Here is a 24,291-nt window from a genome sequence, read left to right as displayed (position 1 = left end):
CGATTCAACAAAAACACTAGATGCATGAAATGAAACGCAAAAAACGGCATGACTCAATGACAGGGGTTGCCGCGAAAGGCCGACAACCTGCCGTTCGAGGCCACAAAAGTCAATCGGGCATTCCCCGAACGGTCTCGATACCGCCTCTCCAGCTCGGTAGGCGAACTGAAACATCGCGCTCTTATCTTCAATGCAGGGAACTGCAAGCAGGAGTGCGGCATGAAGATCACGGTGTTTGGCAGTGGTTATGTCGGTCTGGTGCAAGCGGCGGTGCTGGCCGAGGTGGGTCACGAAGTCGTGTGCATGGATGTCGACGCGCAGAAGATCGAGCAGTTACGCCAAGGGCACGTCACCATCTTCGAGCCGGGGCTGGCCGATCTGGTGCGCGAGGGCCTGGATTCGAAGCGCCTGTTATTCACCACTGACGAGCGATTCGCAGTGTTGCATGGACGTGTGGCGTTTATCGCGGTGGGGACGCCGTCACGCGAGGACGGTTCGGCGGACTTGCGCTATGTGCTGTCGGTCGGCGACGCGATTGCCCGGCATCGTGAGCAGCCATTGATCGTGGTGGAGAAATCCACGGTGCCGGTGGGCACGGGCGATGCCTTGCGCAGCTACATCGAGAAAGCCCTGATCAAGGTCGGTCGCTTGCTGCAGTTCGATATCGTTTCCAACCCGGAATTTCTCAAGGAAGGCTCAGCGGTCGCCGATTGCCGGCGGCCGGATCGTATCGTCATCGGTTGCGAAGGCGCGGAAGTGCGCGATGTGATGCGCGATCTGTACGCGCCGTTCAATCGCAACCATGAGCGCATCATGTTCATGGACCTGCGCAGTGCCGAGCTGACCAAATACGCCGCCAACTGCATGCTGGCGACCAAGATCAGCTTCATCAACCAGATCGCCGAACTCGCCGAGCATCTGGGCGCAGACATCGAAGCGGTGCGCCAGGGCATCGGTGCCGATACGCGGATCGGCTATCACTTTATCTATCCGGGTTGCGGCTACGGTGGTTCGTGTTTTCCCAAGGACATGCGCGCGCTGATTCACAGTGCCGAGCAGGCGCACTGCTCCAGTGATCTGTTGCAAGCGGTCGAGGCGATCAACCAGCGGCAGAAGCACAAGCTGTTCGAGCGGATCAACGCGTTCTACCGCGGCGATTTGCGCGGCAAGACCTTTGCCCTGTGGGGCCTGGCGTTCAAGCCCAACACCGACGATATGCGCGACGCGCCGAGTCGGGTGCTGCTCGAAGCCTTATGGGCTGCCGGCGCCAGCGTGCGAGGGTTCGATCCGGAAGCCATGCAGGAAACCCAGAAGCTTTATCCAAACGAATCGAAGCTGATGTTGATGGGGACGCCGGAATCGGTACTGGCCGGCGCAGATGCGCTGATCATCTGCACCGAATGGCAACAGTTCAAGGCCCCGGATTTCGAGCTGATCAAACAGCGACTGAACAGCCCGGTGATCTTTGACGGCCGCAACCTGTACGACGCCGAACGCCTGGCGCGCAACGGGTTTCAGTACTTCCCGATGGGCCGTGGAGAATCGTGCAAGTTGCCGATCACATTGCGGCAGAGGCCGGCGGCTTCGGATGTGGCTTGAGCTGCCCCGGTGGGAGTCACTGCAAATTGTGGGCTGCACAGACCCTGTGGGAGCGAGCCTGCTCGCGAATACGGTATGTCAGCAACATCGGAGGTGACTGATCCGCCGCCTTCGCGAGCAAGCTCGCTCCCACAATGGATTTGCGGTGGTCAGTGATAATCGTCTGTACACACCTCCTGTAGGAGTGAGCCTGCTCGCGATAGCGGTGTACCATTCGACACATTCAGAGACTGACCCACCGCCATCGCGAGCAGCCTCACTCCAAGGGGGCGATGGTGTGTCAGCCTTTTCGCCCCAGGCTTTCCGAATAAGGACATTCCCCTTCCGTGGCCATCTATTCGCCGTTCATCCGCCGGTTGATGATCAGCTCGCTGACCGTGGTAATCAGTCGTGCCCTGATCAGTCCGCTGCTGACCCTGTTCCTCAGCAACAAGCTCGGCCTCAATCCGCAGGATGTCGGCTTGCTGCTGGGCATTGCCGTGTTCAGCGCCACCCTGCTTTCGCTGTATGGCGGTTACATCATCGACAAGCTGGACAAGCGCCAGTTGCTGATCCTGGCCATGCTCTCCAGCGGTATCGGTCTGATCCTGCTGAGCTTCGCGCAGAATCTGTATCTGGTCACCGTGGTGCTGATCATCAGCGAAACCGCGTCGGCGCTGTTCCTCATCGGCAGCAAGGCGATCCTGAGTGAACAGTTGCCGGTGGGCCAGCGGGTGAAGGCGTTTTCCCTCAATTACACGCTGACCAATATCGGCTACGCCGTCGGCCCGATGCTTGGCGTGGTGATTGCCGGGGTGCGGCCGTCCGCGCCTGTCATCGTTGCCGGTGCGATTGCCATTGGCAGTATTTTTCTGCTGCTCGGCGCGGCCAAGGATGCCCGTCCGATAAATGCCGGCAGCGCGCCACAGAGTTTTCTCAACACCCTGGTGATCCTGAAAAACGACCGCACCATGGTGCTGTTCACCCTTGGCTGCCTGCTCAGCACGTTGGTGCACGGGCGCTTCACCCTGTACCTGTCGCAATACCTGCTGGTCACCCACACCCAGCAACAGACGCTCGACACCATGGCCGCCCTGCTCGCCTGCAACGCAATCACGGTGATCCTGCTGCAATACCAAGTCGGTCGCTGGCTCAGCCGCGAACACCTGCGTCACTGGATTGCCGGCGGCACTGCGCTGTTCATCGTCGGGTTGATTGGTTTCAGCGTGGCGGACAGCCTGCTCGGCTGGTGCGTGGCGATGTTCATCTTCACCTTGGGCGAGATGATCATCTACCCGGCCGACTTTCTCTTTGTCGACACCCTGGCCCCGGAGAGACTGCGCGGCAGCTACTACGGCGCGCAGAACCTCTCGGCACTTGGCGGCGGCGCGAGCCCGGTGCTGTGCGGGTTTCTGCTGATGCACACGCCTGCGCCGAGCATGTTCTATGCCTTGAGTGGCTTGGCGGCGCTGGGCGGTTATCTGTGCTTCGTCAGCGCGCGCCGCACCGCTTCAATGCAAAAATAGTGCACTAAAACTGCATTTATATGAATTTGTCAGCATCGAGTTTGATCGGCAAACTACGCGCGTTCCTCCCCCAATGTTGGAACGCTTCGAGGGCTTTCCGGATATGCCGGACAAGTCCTTTTTTTTGCCCCGGATTTTGCAAAGGATCAGTTCTACATGCTTGCTCGCTGGTTGCCCGCCGCCATCAACACCCGCCCCACAGAATGGAGCCGTGCCGCGATCGGCATGAGCCTGGGCACGCTGTTCAGCGTGTGGATGTGCGCGCAGGTGTTCGGGCATGACGTCGCGTTTCACCTGATCGGCCCGCTCGGCGCTTCGGCGGTGCTGCTGTTTGCGGTGTCCTCCGGCGCCCTCGCCCAGCCGTGGTCGATTCTGGGCGGCTATCTGTGTGCCGGGGTCGTCGCCTTGCTGGTCGCCCACGTGCTCGGCCGAACACTGGGCAGCGCCTGCCTCGCCGCTGGCATGGCGGTAATCCTGATGTGCTGGCTGCGTTGCCTGCATCCACCGGCCGGGGCCTTGGCGTTGACGCTGGTGCTGGCCGATCCGGCGACCATCGCCATGGACTGGAAAGCCATGGAGCCGGTGATGCTCGGCGCCCTGTGCATGCTCGCCAGCGCCCTGGCCTACAACAACCTGACCCGCATCCGCTACCCGAAGCGCCCCGCCGATCCTGCACCGCCAGTGGTCCCGGTCGACAGCCAGGCAATCACTGCCGAAGACCTGAAACTGGCGCTGGCCGACATGGAAGCGTTCATCGACATCACCCCCGAAGACCTCGAACGCCTGATCCACGCCAGCGAACTGCACGCCAAACGCCGCAGCATTACCGAAACCTTTAGATGATCCCTTTGTAGGAGCTGACAAGTGCAACGAGGCTGCGATCTTTTGATTTCAACAAACAAGTTCAAAAGATCGCAGCCTCGTTGCACTCGTCAGCTCCTACACACAAAAACGCAGATTCCCCCTGCACATATCCCCGTTGTACACGGCAAATTTGCACTGTTACGATCCGCTAACGCCCGCGCGCGGGCTTTTCGAATAAAGACAATAAAAGCAGGGAGTTACTGATGACAGCTCAGGCTTCATCCCAGCGGACCCCGTCCATGGATGCGATGCAAAACGATGTGCTGGCCGAGGTGCGCAACCATATCGGCCACCTGACCCTCAACCGCCCTGCGGGCCTCAATGCAATCACCCTCGACATGGTGCGTCAGCTGCAACAGCAGCTCGATGCGTGGGCGTCTGACGCCGATGTGCACGCCGTGGTATTGCGCGGCGCCGGGGAAAAGGCCTTCTGCGCCGGGGGCGATATCCGTTCGCTGTACGACAGCTACAAGCGCGGCGACACGCTGCACGAAGATTTCTTCGTCGAGGAATACGCCCTCGACCTGACGATTCATCACTACCGCAAACCGGTGCTGGCTCTCATGGACGGTTTTGTCCTCGGCGGCGGCATGGGCCTGGTGCAAGGCGCCGATCTGCGCGTGGTCACCGAGAAGAGCCGTCTGGCGATGCCGGAAGTGGCCATCGGTTATTTCCCTGATGTCGGCGGCAGTTACTTCCTGCCGCGCATTCCCGGTGAGCTGGGGATTTATCTGGGCGTCAGCGGCGTGCAGATTCACGCTGCCGATGCGCTGTATTGCGGCCTCGCCGACTGGTATCTGCACAGCAGCAAACTGGCGCTGCTCGACGAGAAACTTGATCAGATGGAATGGCAGGACACGCCGCTCAAATCGCTGCAGAACCTGCTGGCCAAACACGGCGTGCAAACCCTGCCGGATGCGCCCCTCGAAGCTCTGCGTCCGGCGATCGATCACTTCTTTGCCCTGCCTGACGTGCCGAGCATGATCGAGCAATTGCGCGCCGTCACTGTCGCCGACAGCCATGAATGGGCGCTCACCACGGCGGATCTGCTCGAAACCCGGTCGCCGCTGGCCATGGCCGTGACCCTGGAAATGCTCCGTCGCGGCAGGCACTTGAGTCTGGAAACTTGCTTTGCGCTGGAGCTGCATCTGGATCGCCAGTGGTTCGCCCGGGGCGACCTGATCGAGGGCGTGCGCGCCCTGCTGATCGACAAGGACAAGTCACCGCGCTGGAACCCGCCGACCGTCGCCGGGCTGGACGCTGCGCACGTGGCGAGTTTCTTCCATGGTTTTGATGAGAGCGGGAGCTGAGCCATGCACGATCTCGAACTGACCGAAGAACAAGTGATGATCCGCGACATGGCCCGGGATTTTGCCCGCGGCGAAATCGCGCCCCACGCTCAGGCCTGGGAAAAGGCCGGCTGGATCGACGACGCCCTGGTGGCGAAGATGGGCGAGTTGGGCTTGCTCGGCATGGTCGTGCCTGAGGAATGGGGCGGTACTTACGTCGATTACGTCGCCTATGCACTGGCCGTCGAGGAAATCTCTGCCGGTGACGGCGCGACCGGCGCGTTCATGAGCATCCACAACTCGGTGGGCTGCGGCCCGGTGCTCAACTACGGCAGCGACGAACAGAAACAAACCTGGCTGGCCGCGCTGGCCAGTGGGCAAACCATCGGTTGTTTCTGCCTGACCGAACCCCAGGCCGGTTCCGAAGCGCACAACCTGCGCACCCGCGCCGAACTGCGCGACGGCCAGTGGGTAATCAACGGCGCCAAGCAATTTGTCAGCAATGGCAAACGGGCGAAACTGGCGATCGTGTTTGCGGTGACTGATCCTGATCTCGGCAAAAAAGGCCTTTCGGCGTTTCTGGTACCGACCGATACGCCGGGTTTCATCGTTGATCGCACCGAGCACAAGATGGGCATCCGCGCTTCCGACACCTGTGCGGTGACGCTGAACAATTGCAGCATCCCCGAGGCGAATCTGCTCGGCGAACGCGGCAAAGGCCTGGCCATTGCCCTGTCCAACCTTGAAGGCGGACGCATCGGCATCGCCGCGCAGGCATTGGGTATCGCTCGGGCGGCGTTTGAAGCGGCGCTGGCCTATTCGAAGGATCGCGTGCAATTCGACAAGCCGATCATCGAACACCAGAGCATCGCCAATCTGCTCGCTGACATGCACATGCAGATCAATGCGGCGCGATTGCTGATCCTGCATGCGGCGCGGCTGCGCACGGCGGGCAAACCGTGTTTGTCCGAGGCATCACAGGCCAAGCTGTTTGCCTCGGAAATGGCCGAGAAGGTGTGCTCGTCGGCGATCCAGATTCATGGCGGCTACGGCTATCTGGAGGATTACCCGGTCGAGAAGTATTACCGCGATGCACGGATTACCCAGATCTACGAAGGGTCGAGCGAGATACAGCGAATGGTTATTGCTCGGGATCTGAAGAACTACCAGTTGTAATGGTGTTGGCCCCGTCCCCTCACCCCAGCCCTCTCCCCAGGGAGAGGGAGCCGACCGGGGTGACTCGCGCCATGCATCGACCTGAACGACCGAGTCGATTATGGCTTTAAGCAGCGATCCGGAATGTCTGCAATTATGGATTCAGCGACAACCCTTTCAGGTCGGCGTAATTCGCCAATATCACGCGGTCAGTCCCCTCTCCCTCCGGGAGAGGGCTAGGGTGAGGGGCTTTTTGAAGGCTTCACACCCTATTCCTGCCCCGAAGCAGATGGTGATTGCGCGGGATCTGAAGAATTACCAGTTGTAATGGTGTCGCCCCCCTTCCCCTCACCCCAGCCCTCTCCCCAGGGAGAGGGAGCAGACCGGGGTGTCTCGCGTCATGCATCGACCTGAACGACCGAGTCGATTATGGCTTTAAGCAGCGATCCGGAATGTCTGCAATTATGGATTCAGCGACAACCTTTCAGGTCGGCGTAATTCGCCAATATCAAGCGGTCAGTCCCCTCTCCCTCCGGGAGAGGGCTAGGGTGAGGGGCTTTTGGAGGTCACACACTATTCCTGCCCCGAACGCCGGATCGCCCTCACCCCCAACGCCGCCAGATCACTTTCCCCCTCACCCAGCGCTACCGCATCCAGCAAGTTGTCGCGCAACACGCTGGCCACCGGCAACGGCACATGATTCGGCTCGCCGGCTTTCAGCGCCAGGCCAACATCCTTCAAACCCAGGCGCAAGGTAAACCCGGCCCCCTCTGTCTCCCGCGCGGCAATCTTCGGCCCGTAAACCTTATAAGCCGGCGCCGCAAACAGGGTGTTGGTGATGAACTCGACAAAATCGCTATTGCCCACGCCATAACTCTGAGTCAACGCCATCGCTTCGCCGGTGGCTTCGATCGCGCTGATCAGCATCATGTTGGTGGCGATCTTGAGGATGGCGGCGTTTATCGGATCTTCGCCCATCGGCCAGGTTTTCTGGCCCATCACATCCAGCAGCGGCTGGACCCGGGCAATCGCGCTGGCCGGGCCGCCGACGGCGATGTTGAGCTTGCCGGCCTCGGCCAGATCGTTGCGACCGAATACCGGCGCGGCGATCAGTTTCGCGCCGACGCTTTCGTGCAGCGCTGCCAGTTCCTTGATGAACTCGACCGACAGCGTCGCCATGCTCAGGTGAATCAGCCCCGGTTTGCTCGAGGCCAATGCGCCGCTGTCGATCAGCACCGAGCGCGTCACCGCGTCGTCGGCGAGCATGCTGATCAGCACTTCGGCATCGAAGGCTTCGCCGGGATCGCCGGCAGCCGTCGCGCCCTGCCTGACCAGTTGTTCGACGGCAGCCTGGCTGCGGTTCCACACCCGCACTTCATGGCCGGCCTTGAGCAGGTTGGCAGCCATGCCCTTGCCCATGGAACCCAGCCCGATAAATCCGATACGCATGTTGACCTCCGCTCTTGATGTGCAAGAAGGTCAACAGACTAGCGCTAGTGAGTGGGCCTTTAAAAGCTTCGCGAGCAGGCTCGCTCCCACAGTGGACGGTGGAGATCCGTGTGGGAGCGAGCCTGCTCGCGAAAGCGTCAGCCGGAACGCTGCATCACTTACCTTGAAATGCAGCCTCACGCTTACCAATAAACGCCGCCATCCCTTCCTTCTGATCCTGCGTCGCAAACGCCGCATGGAACACCCGGCGCTCGAAACGCACGCCCTCAGTCAGGTTGACCTCGAACGCACGATTGACGCTCTCCTTGATCATCATCGCGATCGGCAGCGATTTGCCGGCGATCACCGCCGCAACTTTCAGCGCCTCATCGAGCAGTTCATCGCTCGGCACGATTCGCGCGACGATGCCGCAGCGCTCGGCTTCCACGGCGTCGATCATGCGCCCGCTCAAACACATTTCCATGGCCTTGGCCTTGCCCACCGCGCGGGTCAGGCGCTGGGTGCCGCCCATGCCCGGCAGCACGCCGAGGTTGATTTCCGGCTGGCCGAATCTGGCGTTGTCCCCCGCCAGGATGAAGTCGCACATCAGCGCCAGCTCACAACCGCCGCCGAGGGCAAAGCCGTTGACCGCGGCGATGATTGGCTTACGCCGGTTGGCCACGCGATCACTGTCGCTGAACAGGTCGTCCATGTAGATCTGCGGGTAGGTCAGCTCGGCCATTTCCTTGATGTCGGCGCCGGCGGCGAAGGCTTTTTTCGAACCGGTGAGGACGATGCAGCCAATGTGCGTATCGGCTTCCAGCGTATCGAGGGCGTGGTTCACTTCGCTGACCAGTTGCGCATTCAGCGCGTTCAGCGCCTGTGGCCGGTTGAGGGTGATCAGGCCGACGCGGTCGCGGGTTTCCAGCAGAATCGTTTCGTAAGTCATGAAGAAAATTCCTTGTCAGAGATTGCGCGAAATAACCATGCGCTGAATGTCGCTGGTGCCTTCGTAGATCTGGCAGACGCGCACGTCGCGGTAGATGCGTTCCAGCGGGAAGTCGTTGAGGTAACCGTAACCGCCGAGGGTTTGCAAGGCCATGGAGCAGACCTTCTCGGCCATTTCCGAGGCGAACAGCTTGGCCATCGACGCCTCGACCAGCGCCGGTTGGCCGCTGTCACGCAAGGCCGCTGCGTAATGCACCATTTGCCGGGCGACGGCAATTTGCGTGGCCATGTCCGCCAGGCGGAATGCCACGGCCTGATGCTCGATGATCGGTTTACCGAAAGTGTCACGCTCGCGGGCATAGTCACGGGCAGCTTCGAACGCGGCGCGAGCCATGCCGACGGCTTGCGAGGCGATACCGACGCGGCCGCCTTCGAGGTTGGCCAGGGCGATCTTGTAGCCCTCGCCCTCCTCGCCCAGCCGATTGGCCACCGGCACTTTCACATCTTCAAAAAGAATCTGGCAGGTGTCGGACGCGTGCTGGCCGAGTTTGTCTTCGACCCGCGCGACCTTGTAGCCCGGCGAGTCGGTCGGCACGATAAACGCGCTGATGCCGCGTTTGCCGGCGCTCGGGTCGGTCACGGCAAACACGATCACGACGCCGGCGTTCTGTCCGGAGGTGATGAACTGTTTGCAGCCGTTGAGCACATAGTGATCGCCTTCCAGCCGCGCGCGGGTCTTCAGGCTGCTGGCGTCGGAACCGGCCTGCGGTTCGGTCAATGCAAAGGCACCGAGCATGGCGCCGCTGGCCAGCGGTTTGAGGAAACGCTCGCGCTGGTCGTCATTGCCGAACTTGAGAATCGGCACGCAGCCGACCGAGTTGTGCACGCTCATGATTGTCGAGCAGGCACCGTCGCCAGCGGCGATTTCTTCCAGAGCCATGGCGTAGGCCAGATAGCCGGTGTCACAACCGCCCCATTGCTCCGGCACGAGCATGCCGAAAAAGCCAAGCTCAGCCATCTCGGTGATGGCTTCCTTGGGGAAACGATGCTCGCGATCCCACTCGGCAGCGAACGGCTTGAGCCGCTCCTCGGCAAACTGCCGGGCCATGTCGCGGATCTGGGTTTGGTCTTCGTTGGGGATCATGGTGATTCCTTGAATGTAGGAGCTGTCGAGTGCAACGAGGCTGCGATCTGTCGATCTTGATCTTGATCTTGAAAACAAGATCAAAAGATCGCAGCCTCGTTGCACTCGTCAGCTCCTACAGGAGATTTGGGTGGGTCAGTAGAGGCATTCGGTTCGAGTCACATCGCTTCCTCCTGTAGGAGCTGCCGAAGGCTGCGATCTTTTGATCTTGATCTTGATCTTGATCTTGAAAACAAGATCAAAAGATCGCAGCCTCGTTGCACTCGTCAGCTCCTACAGGGGATTTGGGTGGGTCAGTAGAGGCATTCCACCGCCATGGCCGTGGCTTCGCCGCCACCGATGCAAATCGCTGCGATTCCGCGCTTGAGCTGTTTCTGTCGCAATGCCGCCAGCAGCGTCACCAGAATCCGCGCCCCCGAGGCGCCGATCGGGTGGCCCAGCGCGCAGGCGCCGCCATGCACGTTGAGCTTGTCGTGCGGAATCTCCAGGTGCGTCATCGCCGCCATGCCGACCACCGCGAACGCTTCGTTGACTTCAAACAGATCCACCTGATCCAGCGCCCAACCGGTCTTCTTCAGCAGTTTCTTGATCGCGCCAATCGGTGCGGTGGGAAACAGCCCCGGAGCGTCGGCGAACGCAGCGTGACTGTGAATCACCGCCAGCGGCTTGAGGCCCAGTTGCTGCGCGTGTGACTGGCGCATCAGCACCAGCGCCGCCGCCCCGTCGGAAATCGAACTGGAGTTGGCCGCCGTTACCGTGCCGCCTTCGCGGAACGCCGGTTTCAGCGAGGCGACCTTGTCGAGTTTGGCTTTTGGCGGCTGTTCATCGTTACTGATCACCACCTGCTCTTTGCCGACGGTGACGGTCAGCGGGACGATTTCGTCGTGGAAACTGCCGTCCTTGATCGCCTGTTGCGCGCGGGTAGTCGAGGCGATGGCAAAAGCATCCTGCGCTTCGCGACTGAAGCCGTTGGTCTCGGCGCAATCCTCGGCGAAAGTGCCCATCAAGCGGCCCTTGTCATAGGCGTCTTCGAGGCCGTCGAGGAACATTGAATCGAGCACGCGGCCATGGCCCATGCGATAGCCGGCGCGGGCGCGATCGAGCAGGTATGGGGAGTTGGACATGCTTTCCATACCACCGGCAATCACCACATCGGCACTGCCGGCGAGCAGCATGTCGTGGGCCATGATCGTGGTCTGCATGCCCGAGCCACACATCTTGTTGACCGTGGTGCAGCGGGTCGATTTATCCAGCCCGGCGCCCAGCGCAGCCTGACGTGCCGGCGCCTGGCCGAGGCCGGCGGGCAGTACGCAACCAAACAGCACTTCATCAACCGTGTCGCTGGCAACACCGGCGCGTTCGACCGCCGCCTTGATCGCCGCCGCGCCGAGCTGCGGTGCGGTGAGGCTTTTCAATTCGCCTTGAAAGCCGCCCATTGGCGTGCGGACGGCGCTGACGATAACAATCGGATCGTTGGAAATACTCATGACAAATCCCCTTTACTTGGCGGCCATGCGCAAGGCGCCGTCGAGACGGATCACCTCGCCGTTGAGCATGCTGTTTTCAATGATGTGACGCACCAGCGCGGCGTATTCGGCGGGCTTGCCCAAGCGCGGCGGGAACGGCACGCCGGCGGCCAGCGAGTCGCGCACTTCCGGGGTCATGCCGGCCATCATCGGCGTTTCGAAGATGCCCGGGGCGATGGTCATCACGCGGATGCCGAAGCGCGCCAGTTCGCGGGCGGCGGGCAAGGTCAGGCTGGCGATCGCGCCTTTGGAGGCCGAGTACGCCGCCTGGCCAATCTGCCCGTCGAATGCGGCGACCGAGGCGGTGTTGATGATCACTCCGCGCTCGCCGTCAGCATTGGCTTCGCTCTCGGCAATCGCCGCAGCAGCCAGGCGCAGCATGTTGAAACTGCCGATCAGGTTGACGTTGATCACTTGGGCAAAACTGCTGAGGGCGTGCGGGCCGTTCTTGCCGAGAATCTTCTCGCCGCGAACGATGCCCGCGCAGTTGATCAGGCCGTTGAGGCTGCCAAATGCGGCGACGGTCGCCTGCACAGCCGCTTCGGCAGCGGCTTCGTTGCTGATGTCGGCGACCACGCTTTGCGCACCGAGGCGCTGGGCCTGCGCGGCGACGGCTTCGGCGTTCATGTCGACCAGCATGACTTTGGCGCCGGCACTGACCAGCAATTCAGCGCTGGCGGCACCGAGGCCGGAGGCGCCGCCGGTGACGATAAAAACCTTGTTCTCGATCTGCATGACGGTGTTTCCTTGGATTCAAGCTGAAACGTTGTGCGCCGCGGCCTCTTGAGCCTTGGCGATTTCCTGGTTGCGCAAGATAAAGCGCTGCAATTTGCCACTCGGGGTCTTGGGCAATTCGCTGACAAATTCGATTTCACGCGGGTACGAATGCGCGGCCAGACGCTTGCGCACGTGTTGCCGCAGTTCTTCGGCCAACTCCGGCGCGGCGCGGTACTGCGCACTCAGCACGACGAAGGCTTTGACCAGTTCGGTGCGTTCCGGATCGGGTTTGCCGACGACCGCCGCTTCGACCACGGCCGGGTGTTCGATCAGCGCACTTTCCACATCGAACGGGCCGACGCGGTAGCCCGAGGTGGTGATCACGTCGTCGCTGCGGCCGACGAAGCTGATGCTGCCGTCGGGGTTCCATTCGACGGTGTCGCCGCTCAAGTAGTAGTTGCCGACGAAGGCTTTGGTCGGCGCGCCTTCGTAGCCGCCGAACCAGCACATCGGCGACTGCGGCCGGTCGATGGCGAGAATGCCGGGCTGGCCGACGCCGAGTTCGTTGAACTGCTCATCGAGCACGACGATGCGATGGCCCGGCGAGGCGAAACCGGCAGCGCCGACATGGACGGGGTGCTCGAGGCCGTGGTGGTTGCACAGCACCATGCCCAGTTCGGTCTGGCCGTAGTGGTCGTGGATGACCACGTCGAGGTTGTCGGCGAACCAGCGGATCACTTCCGGGTTCAGCGGCTCACCGGCGCTGCTGACGATGCGCAGCTTGCCCTTGATCGATCTGGCGAACTCCTCTCCCCCGGCAATCAGCAGCCGATAGGCAGTGGGCGAGCCGGTGAGATTGGTAATGCCGTATTTATTGATTACCCGGCAGGTGCTTTCGAGGGTGAACGGGCCATCGTAGAAAGTGATCGGATGACCCAGCGCCAAAGGCCCGGTCACGCCGAAATAAATGCCATAGGCCCAGCCCGGATCGGCGACGTTCCAGAACGCATCTTCAGGACGCAGGTCCACCGCATCGCGGGTGTAGCTCTGGAACGCGACCATCGCTTTGAGCGGCACCGACAGCGCTTTCGCCGGACCCGTGGTGCCCGAGGTGAACATCAACAGGAACGGGTCTTCGCCGGCCAACAACAGCGGTTCGCAGACATTTGAATAGTTGCTCAGCTCGGCCCAGAAACTGAAATCGCCACGGACAATACCCTGACCTTTCACGCCGCCAACCGTGACGATGGTCGGGCATGCACTGACTTCGCTTAGCTTCGGCCGGTTGACCGCATCGGTCACCACGACTTTTGCCCCGGAGCTGTTCAGGCGATGTTCGAGGGCTTTCGGGCCAAATGCGGTAAACAGCGGCTGATACACCGCGCCGATGCGCCAGGTGGCGAGAACAGTGACCAATAATTCGACATTACGCGGCAGCAGCCCGGCGACCTTGTCACCCTTCTGCACGCCTTGGGCGAGGAGGAAATTGGCGAAACGCGCGGCTTTGTCTTGCAGATCAGTGAAGGTGTAAGTCGCACTTGAGCCATCGCGACCTTCCCAGAACAAGGCAATGCGACCGGGCAAGGCGTGGCGGTCGCAGCACTCGACGCAGGCATTGAGCGCCGCCAGCGAGCCGCTGAGCGACGCGTCGACGGTGTGCTGATAATCGAACTGTTCGGTGGCAGACAAGTAATCGCGCATTGCCAGAATCCCTCGGTGTTTTTATTAGGCTGGGAACCGTAAACAACACAGGGATAGTCGCGCCGGGAGGGGCTTGGGGCAATGGTCAAAGCCATCAAAGTGGCTGACTGGTTTGGCCAAGAGGTTGGGGCCGCATCCCTTGTAGGAGCTGACGAGTGCAACGAGTCTGCGATCTGTTGATCTTGATCTTGATCTTGATTTTCACCATCCAGATCAAGATCAAAAGATCGCAGCCTTCGGCAGCTCCTACGGGGGAACGCATTCAAAGTGTGGGAGCGAGCCTGCTCGCGAAGGCGTCGGGTCAGACAACCTCATTGAGGATCAGCGTGCGGTAATGCCCCGGATTCGAACCGAACCATTTGCGGAATGCTTTATAGAACGAGCTGACATCGGCAAAGCCAAGCCGCGCAGCAATCTCGACAAAACTGATCGAAGGCTCTGCCAGCCAAGTGATTGCCAGCTCCTTGCGCACGCTGTCCTTGAGCCCCTGCCAGGTCTGCCCTTCCTCGGCCAGGCGGCGGCGCAGGGTCGAGGCGGACATGCACAGTTGCTGTGCCAGCGCTTCGGTTTCCGGCCAGTGCTCGGCGGGCAGTTGCCGCAGATCCTGCTTGATCCGGCTCGCTAGGCTGTCCGGGTCGCGGTACTTGACCAGAATGTTCGCCGGCGCCTGGGCAAGGAAACGCTTCAGCTCTTCGGCGCTGCGCTTGATCGGCAGGTCGAGGCAATCGGCGGAAAAAATCATTCGCGTGCGCGGACGTTCGAAACGCAGGTTTTCCGAAAACATCACCCGATAGTCGTCGGTAAAATCCGGTTCGGCGCAACGCAGTTCAATCGCCAGAATCGGAATCCGCCGCCCGGCCAGCCAGCACGCCACGCCGTGCACGATCATCCAGTAAGTGAAATAGGTGAAAGCACGGCGCGGTTCGGCATCGTCTTCGAGCAGGACGATTTCGGCGAGGCTCTGCTGATGAACCAGCTGCGCCGGCAGTTTTTCGAGCATCAGCGAAAGGAAGGTGAGACCAGTATCCAGCGCCGCCGCCAGCGTCGGTTGCGCCATGGCGCTGCGACACAGAAACGCCAGGCTGCCGGACTTGAGCTGGCGCGGGTCCATGCCGAAGAACTCGTCATCACCGCGTCTGGCCAGCAGGCGCCAGAGCCTGGCGTATTGCGAGGCCGGCACCCTGCCCTCGTCGGCCAACAGCAGAGCCGGATCGATGCCGACCTTGCTCAAGGCCTCATCCGTGGCTGCGCCCGGAGCACAACTTTGCAGCAGTGCTTCGCGCACCAGTTGAATGGCAATGGTGTCTTTTTCCGCCATGGAGCGAGGTGAACCTTGTTGTTTTTTGGTGGAGGGCATCTTAACCCAGCTCCTGATTTCACCGCAGGACCAATGTGGGAGCGAGCCTGCTCGCGAACGCGGTGTGTCAGATAAAGAAATGTCACAGGCACACCGCATTCGCGAGCAGGCTCGCTCCCACAGGAATCACAGTTGTTCAGCTGAGGTTCAGCTAAATGTCAATGAATGCCATTTGGGAATGAGTGTCATTATGTTACAACTTAGCCTCCTATCTAAATCGCTGTGGCTAGCCAATGCTCGTTCCCTTTTTGATCATGTTGCGCGAAGGCATCGAAGCCGCGCTCATCGTCGGCATCATTGCCAGTTATCTGCAGCAGACCGGCCGCGGTCAATGGATGCCGGCGGTGTGGATCGGCGTGTTCCTCGCTGCCGCCCTCGCCCTGCTGGTCGGTGGCGGGCTGGAACTGGTCAGTGCCGAGTTCCCGCAAAAGCAGCAGGAGCTGTTCGAAGGCGTCGTCGGTCTGGTCGCGGTGGGCATTCTCAGTTCGATGGTGTTCTGGATGCGCAAGGTCGCGCGGTCGATCAAGCATTCGCTGCAAGCCTCGCTGGACCAGGCCCTGACGGCGTCGAAGCATCAGGTGATTGCACTGATCGCCATGGTGTTTTTCGCCGTTGCACGCGAAGGTCTGGAAACGGTGTTCTTCCTGCTAGCCGTGTTCCAGCAGAGCGAAGGCCCGGGCGCGCCGATTGGCGCCCTGCTCGGCCTGATTCTGGCGGTAATTGTCGGATTCCTGATCTACAGCGGCAGCATGCGCCTGAATCTGTCGGCATTCTTCAAGTGGACAGGATTGTTCATCCTCGTGGTCGCTGCCGGGATCCTCGCCAATTCGGTGCAAGCGCTGCATGAAGCCGGGCTGTGGAATCACCTGCAAACGGTGCTGTTCGACTTCAGCGCGACGATGCCGATGGACGGCCCGCTGGGCTCGGTGCTGGCCGGCATGTTCGGTTACCAGGATGCGCCGACCGTCAGCACCCTGGGTGCGTATCTGATTTATCTGCTGCTGGCGCTGGTGATGTTCTTCATGCCCGCGCCGCGCCAGGCGCCGTCAACGACTTCCGTATCCAGCCAATAAGGCCCCTCATGTCTACTACCCAAACCCCTCCGGCCCTGCGTTGGGCGCTGGCCGGCTCGGTGCTGCTGATGATCGGCGCCGGCGGGCTGTTCTGGTACGCCTCGAACATGGCCGCCGCCAAGCGTCAGCACAACCACGACGAAATCGTCGTCAACATCCATCCGCACAGTTGCGAGCCAAATGCCCTGACGGTGCCCGCCGGCCGCGCCAGTTTTCGCATCGTCAACCGCTCCGAGCGTGCGGTCGAGTGGGAAATTCTCGACGGCGTGCTGGTGGTCGAAGAACGGGAAAACATCGCGCCGGGCCTGAGCCAAGTGATCAACGCCAACCTGCAGCCGGGCGACTATGCGATCACCTGCGGCTTGCTCAGCAACCCGCGCGGCACCTTGCACGTGACGCCGACGGCAGCCTCGGATGCCGCCGCCAAGGCCAAGCCGTCGATGGTGGCTTTCGTCGGGCCGTTGTCGGAATTTCGCGTGTATCTGGCCGTTCAGGGCAGTGCCCTGATCAAAGCCGTGACAGCACTGGATCAGGCGATCGTCAGCGGCGACCTGGATCAGGCGCAAGCGCTGTACCTGCCAGCGCGCGCGGCTTATCAGCGTCTGGCGCCGGCGGCGCAGCGTCTGGCCGAGCTGGACAACCACATCAATGCCCGCGCCGATTATTTCGAAAAGCGCGAGCAGGATCCGGCCTTTGTCGGTTTCCATCGCCTCGAATACGCGCTGTTCCAGCAGCGCAAACTCGACGACGTTGCACCGATTGCCCAGCGCTTGCTCGCTGACGTCACCACGCTCAAACAACAGTTGCTCGCGCAGTCGCTGCCGCCGGAGCAACTGGTGAGCATCGTCGTGCGCAACCTCAACAGCCTTGCCGAAGTGCGCGCTGCCAGCGGTGAAGAAGAACGCTACAGCCACAGCGATCTCAACGGTTTCGCCGCCAACGCACAAACCGCGCGCAAGGTCGTCGACCTGTTGCGGCCGATGCTGAGCAAATCTGCGGCAGACGTGTTGGCGAAAATTGACCAGGCGCTGGGCGACTTCGACAGTCAGCTCAACGCGTTCAAATCCGCCGACGGCTACGTCAGTTACGACGCCGTGACCGTCGCGCAACGCCAGCAGATCGCCGCCAACGCCAAGGCTCTGGCCACGGCACTGGATGGCATCGACCCCGCCCTCGGCCTTTCCGGCCTGTAAGCAGAAGACGACCCGATGAACGATTCAGAACCTCTCAACCTGCAACGGCGCCGCGTGCTGATGGGCATGGGCGCCGCCGGCGTCGCCCTTGCCGGATCAGCCCTGAGCTGCCCGGCCATGGCCGCGCTGCCTGCGAAAGTCACCGAAGCGCCGAGCAGCGACAAGACCGAAGACCGCCACGATTTCCACGGCGTGCACCAGACCGGCATCGTCACCCCGCGCCCGGCCTCGGGCATGCTGGTGGCGTTCGATGTGCTGGCAACCGATCGCGAAGATCTCGAGCGGCTGTTCCGCACTCTCAACGAACGCATCGCGTTTTTGATGAAGGGCGGCCCGGTTGCGCAGATCGACCCGAAACTGCCGCCGCCGGATTCCGGCATCCTCGGTCCGGTGGTCACCCCGGACAACCTGACCATCACCGTGTCCGTCGGTGATTCGCTGTTCGACGAGCGCTTCGGTCTGGCAGCGGCCAAACCCAAGCGCCTGCAACGCATGGTCGGTTTCCCCAATGATGCGCTGGACGCAGACTGCTGCCATGGTGACCTGAGCCTGCAGTTCTGCGCCAACACTGCCGACACCAACATTCACGCCCTGCGCGACATCGTCAAGAATCTGCCCGATCTCTTGCTGGTGCGCTGGAAACAGGAAGGCAGCGTACCGCCGCAAGCCCCGGCCAAACCCGGAGTGCCGGCGCAGTCGGCGCGCAACTTTCTGGGTTTTCGCGACGGCTCGGCCAACCCCGATTCCAACGACGCCAAAGCCATGGAGCGCATCGTCTGGGTGCAGCCGGGCAGCGACGAACCGGCCTGGGCCGCCCACGGCAGTTATCAGGCGGTGCGCATCATCCGCAACTTCGTCGAGCGCTGGGATCGCACGCCCTTGCAGGAGCAGGAAAACATTCTCGGCCGGGTCAAGAGCAGCGGCGCGCCCATCGGTGGCCACAGTGAAAGCGAAGTCCCGGATTACAGCAAAGACCCGGCCGGCAAGCTGACCAAACTCGACGCGCATATTCGTCTGGCCAACCCGCGCACCGCCGCGACCCAGGCCAACCTGATCCTGCGCCGGCCATTCAACTACTCCAACGGCGTCAACAAGAACGGCCAGCTCGACATGGGCCTGCTGTTCATCTGCTATCAGGCCGATCTGGAACAAGGCTTTATCACCGTGCAGACCCGCCTCAACGGCGAACCGCTCGAGGAATACCTCAAACCGGTCGGCGGCGGTTACTTCTTCACCCTGCCCGGCGTTACCGGCGACGACGATTTCATCGGTCGCTCGTTGCTGGCTGCCGCCTCCCAAAACAAAACCGCATGACACCCAACCGACACTGGAGCCGCCCCATGAAAAAGACGCCACTCGCGTTATTGCTGACCCTTGGTTTGCTCAACACCCCGCTGTCGGCGTTCGCCGCGACCGCGCCGCTGGATCTTGTGGGGCCGGTGTCGGACTACAAGATTTACGTCACCGAGAAACTCGATGAGCTGGCCAGCCACACCCGGCAGTTCACCGACGCGGTGAAGAAAGGCGATCTGGCCACCGCGCAGAAGCTCTACGCGCCGACGCGGGTTTATTACGAATCGATCGAGCCGATTGCAGAACTGTTCAGCGACCTCGATGCGTCCATCGATTCGCGCGTCGATGATCACGAGAAAGGCGTGAAGGCTGAAGATTTCACCGGTTTCCACCGGATCGAATACTCGCTGTTCGCGGAGAAATCAACGCAGGGTCTGGATGCACTGGCCGACGGTTTGAACAAGGACGTGCAGGACCTGCAAACCCGCGTAGCCGGCCTGACCTTCCCGCCGGAGAAAGTCGTCGGCGGCGCTGCTGCGCTACTGGAAGAAGTCGCGGCGACGAAGATTTCCGGCGAGGAAGACCGCTACAGCCACACTGACCTGTACGACTTCCAGGGCAATATCGACGGCGCGAAGAAGATCGTCGACCTGTTCCGCCCGCAGATCGAACAGCAGGACAAGGCGTTTGTAGCGAAAGTCGACAAGAACTTCGCCACGGTCGAGCGGATTCTCGCCAAATACAAAACGGCGGATGGCGGCTTTGAAACCTATGACAAGGTCAAGGACAACGACCGCAAGGCGCTGGTGGGCCCGGTGAATACATTGGCTGAGGATTTGTCGATGATGCGCGGGAAGTTGGGTCTGAACTGAATCTTCAGCGCCTGTCAGGGCCCTATCGCGAGCAGGCTCACTCCTACAATTGGAATGCGTTCCCCTGTAGGAGTGAGCCTGCTCGCGATAGCGGTTTTCGCCACACTACAAATACCAAACCCTAGAGAATCCGATAGAGCAACCGCTCAATCCTCACCCGACTCACCCGCTTGAGAAACTTCGCCACCCCTGCCGGGTAATCCGGCAGTGTCTCCAGGGTCTGGAAGCTGTCGATCCGCGTGGTATGGCGGAAGATGTTTTCCAGCTCTATCGCCCGTGGCTCCAGCCACTCGCCCTTCGGATCGTCGATCAGCAGCGCGTTTTCCAGATCCAGACGGAACGCCCGCGGATTGAGGTTGTTGCCGGTCAGCAAGGTGTAACGCTGATCGATCCACATGCCCTTGAGGTGATAAGTGTTGTCGCCGTCGCGCCACAGGTGCAGGTTCAACTGGCCGCTGTCGATGCTGTGCTGATGGCGTTTGGCGAAGCGGCGCAGGCTGATCTCGTACAGATACGGCAGCGCGGCAATCACCTTGAACGGCTCGCTCGGCGGAATGTAGAAATCGTTGGCGGTCTTGTCGCCGACCACGATATCGATCTTCACGCCCCGGGCAAGCGCACGGTTGATTTCACGGATCACGCCCAGTGGCAGGTTGAAGTACGGTGTGCAGATGGTCAGCTGCTTTTGCGCGCTTGCGATCAATTCGAGGATCGCCCGGTTCAGCGGGTTGTTCTTGCCCACGCCGAGCAGCGGCGTGACGGACAGCCCTTCTCTGCTGGTGCTACCGGCGCCGGTGTCATAGGTCGCGTATTTGAGGCGGCTGCGCAGGTCGCCGATGTCGTTGCGCAGGCTGCGTGTGCTCGGCAGATTCGGTAGGTCGAGGCGATGCACGGCTTTCGATTCGATCAGGCCATGCTTGACCAGGTGATGCATCGAGTCCGCCAACTCACGACTGTGCAGCACGTGGTAACGGTCGAAGCGATATTTGTCGAGTTTGTGCAGGTAAACGTTGTTCAGGCTGGCGCCGCTGTAGACCACATTGTCGTCGATGACGAAGCCTTTGAGATGCAACACGCCGAACAGCTCGCGGGTCTGCACCGGCACGCCGTAGATCGGCACTTCGCTCTGACGCGTGCGGGTCATGTCCTGATACCAGGCAGCGTTACCCGGCTGCTTGCCTGCGCCGATCAGGCCGCGCTGGGCACGCAACCAGTCGACCACCACGGCGATCTCCAGCTCGGGACGCTTGAGTTTGGCGGCGTGCAAGGCATCAAGAATTTCCTGGCCGGCTTCGTCCTGCTGCAAATACAGCGCGACGATGTAGATGCGCTGGGTTGCTGCGGCGATTTGCTCGAGCAGGCAGCGTCGGAATTCGGCAGCACTGGACAGAATGCTCACCGCCTCGGCGGTCAGCGCGAAGCTGCGCAGTTTGGGCAGCAGAGAACGTTTGAAAAGCAACGGCATAAGGCTCGCAAGGTTCGATTCCGAAGAGTTTGAGAGCTTACACCATCGTCTGCGCCGGGTCTTGTCAGTGTCAGTAATGGCGCCCTCGCGAGCAGGCTCGCTCCCACCTTTGCAATGCAGTCCCCTGTGGGAGCGAGCCTGCTCGCGAAAGCGATTGTACGGACAAAAAGAATATTGACTTGACCAAGGAGAACAACCGTTCTACTGTTCGCCGCATGAACGAACCAACCAGCAACGACACACGCGATATCATTCTGGATGTCACCGAAAAGTTGATCTACAAAAGTGGCATTGCTGCCACCAGCATGGATCTTCTGGTGAAGACCGCCGGCGTCTCCAGAAAAAGCATCTACCGTTACTTTGCCGACAAGGACGCGCTGGTGGTGGCGGCCCTGCAACGACGCGATATCCGCTGGATGCACTGGTACACAAGCGCTGTCGACCAGGCAGAAACCCCGGCCGATCGCCTGCTCAACCTGTTTACCGTGCTCAAGGGCTGGTTCGACTCGGAAGGCTTTCGCGGCTGCGCCTTTATCAACACCAGCGGCGAAACCGGCGATCCACAGGATCCGGTGCGGCTGGTGGCCAAAGAACACAAACAGAAGCTGCTCGACTACGTGTGCGAGCTGTGTACCGAATATGGCGCCGAGGATCCGCAACTGCTGGCCAGACAGTTGCTGGTTCTGATTGAAGGCGCCATTACCGTAGCGCTTGTGATGGGTGATCACAGTGCCGCCGATAATGCGCAATGCATGGCGCGAAAGTTATTGGGCCTGTAACTCTTAACAAGCCGGACTTGTTGTTCATACATTTAATGAATCAGGAGATTGAACATGTCGACTGCAGCCCAGGTACGTCCGCCATTGCCGCCGTTCAACCACGCTTCAGCCATCGAAAAAGTGCGCCTTGCCGAAGATGGCTGGAACACCCGCGATCCGGAAAAGGTTTCGCTCGCTTACACCCTCGATACCAAATGGCGCAATCGCGCCGAGTTCGCCAACAACCGCGAAGAGGCCAAGGCATTCCTCACCCGCAAGTGGGCGAAGGAACTGGATTATCGTTTGATCAAAGAGCTCTGGGCCTACTCTGATACGCGCATCGCTGTGCGTTACGCCTATGAATGGCACGACGATTCCGGCAACTGGTTCCGCTCTTACGGCAATGAGAACTGGGAGTTCGATGACAACGGCCTGATGTTCCAGCGCTACGCCTGCATCAACGACATGCCGATCAAGGAAAGCGAACGCAAATTCCACTGGCCGCTGGGGCGCCGGCCGGATGATCATCCGGGGCTGAGTGAACTTGGCCTCTAAAGCCTACCCTGATTCAATGTAGGAGTGAGCCTGCTCGCGATAGCGGCATGGCTGTGACCTCTTCACGTCTGACAAACCGCCATCGCGAGCAGGCTCACTCCTACAATGGTTTTGCGGTGAATATTGATTTTGAGTACGGCACCGCATCTGTGGGATGCGAGCCTGCTCGCGAATAGGCCCTACGACTCGCCGCAACAGTTGGATACAGGTAACATGACCGCCCTCCCCGCAGCTCACGTTCTGCGCCTTGCCGAATAAGCCGACTCCATGCCTTTCGAACTCAGCGTTGACCTCACCACCCTGGCCATTCTGGCCGCCGTTGCCTTTCTTGCCGGTTTCATTGATGCCATCGCGGGCGGTGGCGGTCTGTTGACCACGCCGGCGCTGCTGACGGCGGGCCTGCCGCCGCATCTGGTGCTGGGCACCAACAAGCTGAGTTCGACCTTCGGTTCGGCGACCGCCAGTTTCACCTTCTACAAGCGCAAGCTGTTTCACCCACGCCAGTGGACCCACGCGATTGTCGGCACGCTGGTCGGCGCGCTCACCGGTGCGGTGGTTGCGCATTACTTGCCCGCCGAGTGGCTGAACAAGATGCTGCCGGTGATCGTCTTCGCATGTGGGGTGTATCTGTTGTTTGGCGGCACGCCGAAAGCGCCATTGGACAGCGACGCACCGATCAAAAAGAAATGGCAATCGACCCAAGGCTTCAGCCTCGGCTTCTACGATGGTGTGGCCGGCCCCGGTACGGGTGCGTTCTGGACAGTCAGCAGTCTGTTGCTGTACCCGATCGATCTGGTCAAGGCCAGCGGTGTGGCGCGCAGCATGAACTTCGTCAGCAACATCGCGGCGTTGTCGGTGTTCATTTTCTCCGGTCAGGTCGACTGGATTATTGGTCTGTGCATGGGCCTGTCGGTGATGGTCGGAGCCTTCTTTGGCGCGCGCACCGCGATCAGCGGCGGCGCCAAGTTCATTCGTCCAGTGTTCATCACCGTGGTGCTTGGCCTGACCGTGCGCCTAGCCTGGCAGCACTGGTTCAGCGTGGCCTAAGCGCCGCGCCACATAGACGTCGATCAGGTAACGGGCAATCGAGCGCGACGCCGGCAACGGCGGCAGCTCGTGCACGTTGAACCACTGGGCGTCCTCGATCTCGTCTTCCTGACAGACAATCTCGCCACCGGCGTACTCGGCATGGAAACCGAGCATCATCGAATGCGGGAACGGCCAGCACTGGCTGCCGATGTACTGGATGTTCTTCACTTCGATCTGCACCTCCTCGCGCACTTCACGAATCAGGCAATCCTCGGCCGACTCCCCCGGCTCGGCGAAACCCGCCAGCGTGCTGTAGACCCCGGTGACGAAGCGCGGCGAGCGCGCCAGCAGGATTTCGTCGCCACGGGTGATCAGCACGATCATGCTTGGTGAGATGCGCGGGTAGCTGCGCAGATCGCACGGCTGGCAATACATCGCCCGCTCGCGCGGCACCTGCGTCATCGGCTGGCCGCAGTTACCGCAGAAGCGATGCTCGCGCGCCCAAGTGCCGATCTGCGCGGCATAACCGAGCACCTTGTACAGGGTGTGATCGCCCTCGAGCATGAACGCTCGCAAGCCTTTCCAGCCGCAACCGGGCACTTCGCTGACACTGCGCAACTCGAGCAGATAGACCGGCTCGCCGTCGAGATGACCAATGCCATGCTCGGCGAGAACCGAAAGGTCCTGGCGCTTGAGCCATTCGCGCGGGAACAGTGCGCCGTTGTCATCGAACAGAAAGCCTTCCGGGCTACGTGCCACGGCCCAGCCGCCGGGTTGATCGGTGTCGATTACTGCAGTGGTCCAGCGAGAGATCATGGTT

Annotated in this window: 21 protein-coding genes; 12 read left to right on the top strand and 9 right to left on the bottom strand. The window is 61.0% G+C overall.

The features are described 5' to 3' along the window. The first annotated feature begins 219 nt into the window (after nt 1-219). The 5 genes from GXB78_RS04310 to GXB78_RS04290 all read left to right on the top strand — a co-directional run bounded on the left by GXB78_RS04310 (nt 220) and on the right by GXB78_RS04290 (nt 6,433). Entirely contained in the window at nt 220-1,599 is a 1,380-nt protein-coding gene (locus GXB78_RS04310; RefSeq protein WP_329514447.1) for a UDP-glucose dehydrogenase family protein, read from the top strand. A gap of 326 nt (nt 1,600-1,925) precedes the next feature. Further along, complete coding sequence (locus GXB78_RS04305; protein ID WP_329514446.1) at nt 1,926-3,104, top strand: MFS transporter; 1,179 nt, start codon at nt 1,926-1,928, stop codon at nt 3,102-3,104. A gap of 156 nt (nt 3,105-3,260) precedes the next feature. Continuing rightward, entirely contained in the window at nt 3,261-3,947 is a 687-nt protein-coding gene (locus GXB78_RS04300) for an HPP family protein (RefSeq protein ID WP_329514445.1), read from the top strand. A 224-nt stretch (nt 3,948-4,171) separates the two neighbouring features. Beyond that, nucleotides 4,172-5,278, top strand: coding sequence for an enoyl-CoA hydratase/isomerase family protein (locus GXB78_RS04295; protein ID WP_329514444.1), 1,107 nt, complete (start codon nt 4,172-4,174; stop codon nt 5,276-5,278). A gap of 3 nt (nt 5,279-5,281) precedes the next feature. Beyond that, nucleotides 5,282-6,433: an acyl-CoA dehydrogenase family protein gene (locus GXB78_RS04290; protein ID WP_253501797.1), complete on the top strand. Its 1,152-nt coding sequence runs from the start codon at nt 5,282-5,284 to the stop codon at nt 6,431-6,433. Between the two features lie 552 nt (nt 6,434-6,985). On the opposite strand, the gene GXB78_RS04285 is transcribed toward GXB78_RS04290, so the two are convergent. The 7 genes from GXB78_RS04285 to GXB78_RS04255 form a co-directional block, all read right to left on the bottom strand. Then, nucleotides 6,986-7,861: an NAD(P)-dependent oxidoreductase gene (locus GXB78_RS04285; RefSeq protein WP_329514443.1), complete on the bottom strand. Its 876-nt coding sequence runs from the start codon at nt 7,859-7,861 to the stop codon at nt 6,986-6,988. Nucleotides 7,862-8,015: 154 nt separating this feature from the next. Further along, entirely contained in the window at nt 8,016-8,789 is a 774-nt protein-coding gene (locus GXB78_RS04280) for an enoyl-CoA hydratase (protein ID WP_329514442.1), read from the bottom strand. A gap of 15 nt (nt 8,790-8,804) precedes the next feature. Then, entirely contained in the window at nt 8,805-9,932 is a 1,128-nt protein-coding gene (locus tag GXB78_RS04275; protein WP_329514441.1) for an acyl-CoA dehydrogenase, read from the bottom strand. A gap of 293 nt (nt 9,933-10,225) precedes the next feature. Then, on the bottom strand, nt 10,226-11,419 hold the full coding sequence (locus GXB78_RS04270) for an acetyl-CoA C-acyltransferase (protein WP_329514440.1): 1,194 nt from the start codon (nt 11,417-11,419) through the stop codon (nt 10,226-10,228). 12 nt (nt 11,420-11,431) lie between these two features. Beyond that, nucleotides 11,432-12,193, bottom strand: coding sequence for an SDR family NAD(P)-dependent oxidoreductase (locus GXB78_RS04265; protein ID WP_041480381.1), 762 nt, complete (start codon nt 12,191-12,193; stop codon nt 11,432-11,434). 18 nt (nt 12,194-12,211) lie between these two features. After that, nucleotides 12,212-13,876 (bottom strand): AMP-binding protein, encoded by a 1,665-nt coding sequence (locus tag GXB78_RS04260; RefSeq protein ID WP_329514439.1) that lies wholly within the window; start codon nt 13,874-13,876, stop codon nt 12,212-12,214. A gap of 301 nt (nt 13,877-14,177) precedes the next feature. After that, complete coding sequence (locus GXB78_RS04255) at nt 14,178-15,194, bottom strand: AraC family transcriptional regulator (protein WP_329514438.1); 1,017 nt, start codon at nt 15,192-15,194, stop codon at nt 14,178-14,180. A 272-nt stretch (nt 15,195-15,466) separates the two neighbouring features. On the opposite strand from GXB78_RS04255, the gene efeU reads away from it, so the two are divergent. Genes efeU through efeO (GXB78_RS04235) form a run of 4 tightly spaced genes read left to right on the top strand, consistent with a single transcriptional unit; the run spans nt 15,467 to nt 19,664 of the window. Beyond that, entirely contained in the window at nt 15,467-16,306 is an 840-nt protein-coding gene (gene efeU / locus GXB78_RS04250; protein ID WP_329514437.1) for an iron uptake transporter permease EfeU, read from the top strand. 8 nt (nt 16,307-16,314) lie between these two features. Beyond that, a complete protein-coding gene (gene efeO / locus GXB78_RS04245; RefSeq protein ID WP_329514436.1) occupies nt 16,315-17,499 on the top strand; it encodes an iron uptake system protein EfeO in 1,185 nt (394 codons plus the stop codon). Nucleotides 17,500-17,514: 15 nt separating this feature from the next. Further along, complete coding sequence (efeB, locus tag GXB78_RS04240; RefSeq protein WP_329514435.1) at nt 17,515-18,813, top strand: iron uptake transporter deferrochelatase/peroxidase subunit; 1,299 nt, start codon at nt 17,515-17,517, stop codon at nt 18,811-18,813. A 26-nt stretch (nt 18,814-18,839) separates the two neighbouring features. After that, the gene (gene efeO / locus GXB78_RS04235; protein ID WP_329514434.1) at nt 18,840-19,664 is read left to right on the top strand and encodes an iron uptake system protein EfeO; all 825 of its coding nucleotides are present in this window, start codon (nt 18,840-18,842) and stop codon (nt 19,662-19,664) included. A 121-nt stretch (nt 19,665-19,785) separates the two neighbouring features. Here the strand turns inward: efeO (GXB78_RS04235) and pssA are convergent, their stop codons facing one another. Continuing rightward, nucleotides 19,786-21,129 carry a CDP-diacylglycerol--serine O-phosphatidyltransferase gene (pssA, locus tag GXB78_RS04230; protein WP_329514433.1) on the bottom strand — a complete coding sequence of 448 codons (1,344 nt, stop codon included), beginning with the start codon at nt 21,127-21,129 and terminating at the stop codon, nt 19,786-19,788. A gap of 215 nt (nt 21,130-21,344) precedes the next feature. On the opposite strand from pssA, the gene GXB78_RS04225 reads away from it, so the two are divergent. From GXB78_RS04225 to GXB78_RS04215, 3 genes are all read left to right on the top strand, one after another. Then, entirely contained in the window at nt 21,345-21,908 is a 564-nt protein-coding gene (locus GXB78_RS04225; RefSeq protein ID WP_329514432.1) for a TetR/AcrR family transcriptional regulator, read from the top strand. Between the two features lie 54 nt (nt 21,909-21,962). After that, on the top strand, nt 21,963-22,442 hold the full coding sequence (locus GXB78_RS04220) for a nuclear transport factor 2 family protein (protein ID WP_041480390.1): 480 nt from the start codon (nt 21,963-21,965) through the stop codon (nt 22,440-22,442). Nucleotides 22,443-22,709: 267 nt separating this feature from the next. Beyond that, nucleotides 22,710-23,489: a TSUP family transporter gene (locus GXB78_RS04215; protein WP_101160301.1), complete on the top strand. Its 780-nt coding sequence runs from the start codon at nt 22,710-22,712 to the stop codon at nt 23,487-23,489. On the opposite strand, the gene nudC is transcribed toward GXB78_RS04215, so the two are convergent. Beyond that, nucleotides 23,457-24,287, bottom strand: a complete 831-nt coding sequence (gene nudC / locus GXB78_RS04210) for an NAD(+) diphosphatase (protein WP_329514431.1) — start codon at nt 24,285-24,287, stop codon at nt 23,457-23,459. The two genes, GXB78_RS04215 and nudC, sit on opposite strands and share 33 nt — an antisense overlap. Between the last annotated feature and the right edge of the window lie 4 nt (nt 24,288-24,291).

The organism is Pseudomonas moraviensis subsp. stanleyae, from assembly GCF_036283065.1.
In the GTDB taxonomy this organism is placed as follows: domain Bacteria; phylum Pseudomonadota; class Gammaproteobacteria; order Pseudomonadales; family Pseudomonadaceae; genus Aquipseudomonas; species Aquipseudomonas stanleyae.
This window is presented reverse-complemented; position numbering and strand designations above follow the sequence as displayed.

Coding starts and splice junctions, on each gene's coding strand:
- GXB78_RS04310 (WP_329514447.1), top strand. CDS start 220: ATGAAGATCACGGTGTTTGGCAGTGGTTATGTCGGTCTGGTGCAAGCG.
- GXB78_RS04300 (WP_329514445.1), top strand. CDS start 3,261: ATGCTTGCTCGCTGGTTGCCCGCCGCCATCAACACCCGCCCCACAGAA.
- GXB78_RS04295 (WP_329514444.1), top strand. CDS start 4,172: ATGACAGCTCAGGCTTCATCCCAGCGGACCCCGTCCATGGATGCGATG.
- GXB78_RS04290 (WP_253501797.1), top strand. CDS start 5,282: ATGCACGATCTCGAACTGACCGAAGAACAAGTGATGATCCGCGACATG.
- GXB78_RS04285 (WP_329514443.1), bottom strand. CDS start 7,861: ATGCGTATCGGATTTATCGGGCTGGGTTCCATGGGCAAGGGCATGGCT.
- GXB78_RS04280 (WP_329514442.1), bottom strand. CDS start 8,789: ATGACTTACGAAACGATTCTGCTGGAAACCCGCGACCGCGTCGGCCTG.
- GXB78_RS04275 (WP_329514441.1), bottom strand. CDS start 9,932: ATGATCCCCAACGAAGACCAAACCCAGATCCGCGACATGGCCCGGCAG.
- GXB78_RS04270 (WP_329514440.1), bottom strand. CDS start 11,419: ATGAGTATTTCCAACGATCCGATTGTTATCGTCAGCGCCGTCCGCACG.
- GXB78_RS04265 (WP_041480381.1), bottom strand. CDS start 12,193: ATGCAGATCGAGAACAAGGTTTTTATCGTCACCGGCGGCGCCTCCGGC.
- GXB78_RS04260 (WP_329514439.1), bottom strand. CDS start 13,876: ATGCGCGATTACTTGTCTGCCACCGAACAGTTCGATTATCAGCACACC.
- GXB78_RS04255 (WP_329514438.1), bottom strand. CDS start 15,194: ATGGCGGAAAAAGACACCATTGCCATTCAACTGGTGCGCGAAGCACTG.
- efeU (WP_329514437.1), top strand. CDS start 15,467: ATGCTCGTTCCCTTTTTGATCATGTTGCGCGAAGGCATCGAAGCCGCG.
- efeO (WP_329514436.1), top strand. CDS start 16,315: ATGTCTACTACCCAAACCCCTCCGGCCCTGCGTTGGGCGCTGGCCGGC.
- efeB (WP_329514435.1), top strand. CDS start 17,515: ATGAACGATTCAGAACCTCTCAACCTGCAACGGCGCCGCGTGCTGATG.
- efeO (WP_329514434.1), top strand. CDS start 18,840: ATGAAAAAGACGCCACTCGCGTTATTGCTGACCCTTGGTTTGCTCAAC.
- pssA (WP_329514433.1), bottom strand. CDS start 21,129: ATGCCGTTGCTTTTCAAACGTTCTCTGCTGCCCAAACTGCGCAGCTTC.
- GXB78_RS04225 (WP_329514432.1), top strand. CDS start 21,345: ATGAACGAACCAACCAGCAACGACACACGCGATATCATTCTGGATGTC.
- GXB78_RS04220 (WP_041480390.1), top strand. CDS start 21,963: ATGTCGACTGCAGCCCAGGTACGTCCGCCATTGCCGCCGTTCAACCAC.
- GXB78_RS04215 (WP_101160301.1), top strand. CDS start 22,710: ATGCCTTTCGAACTCAGCGTTGACCTCACCACCCTGGCCATTCTGGCC.
- nudC (WP_329514431.1), bottom strand. CDS start 24,287: ATGATCTCTCGCTGGACCACTGCAGTAATCGACACCGATCAACCCGGC.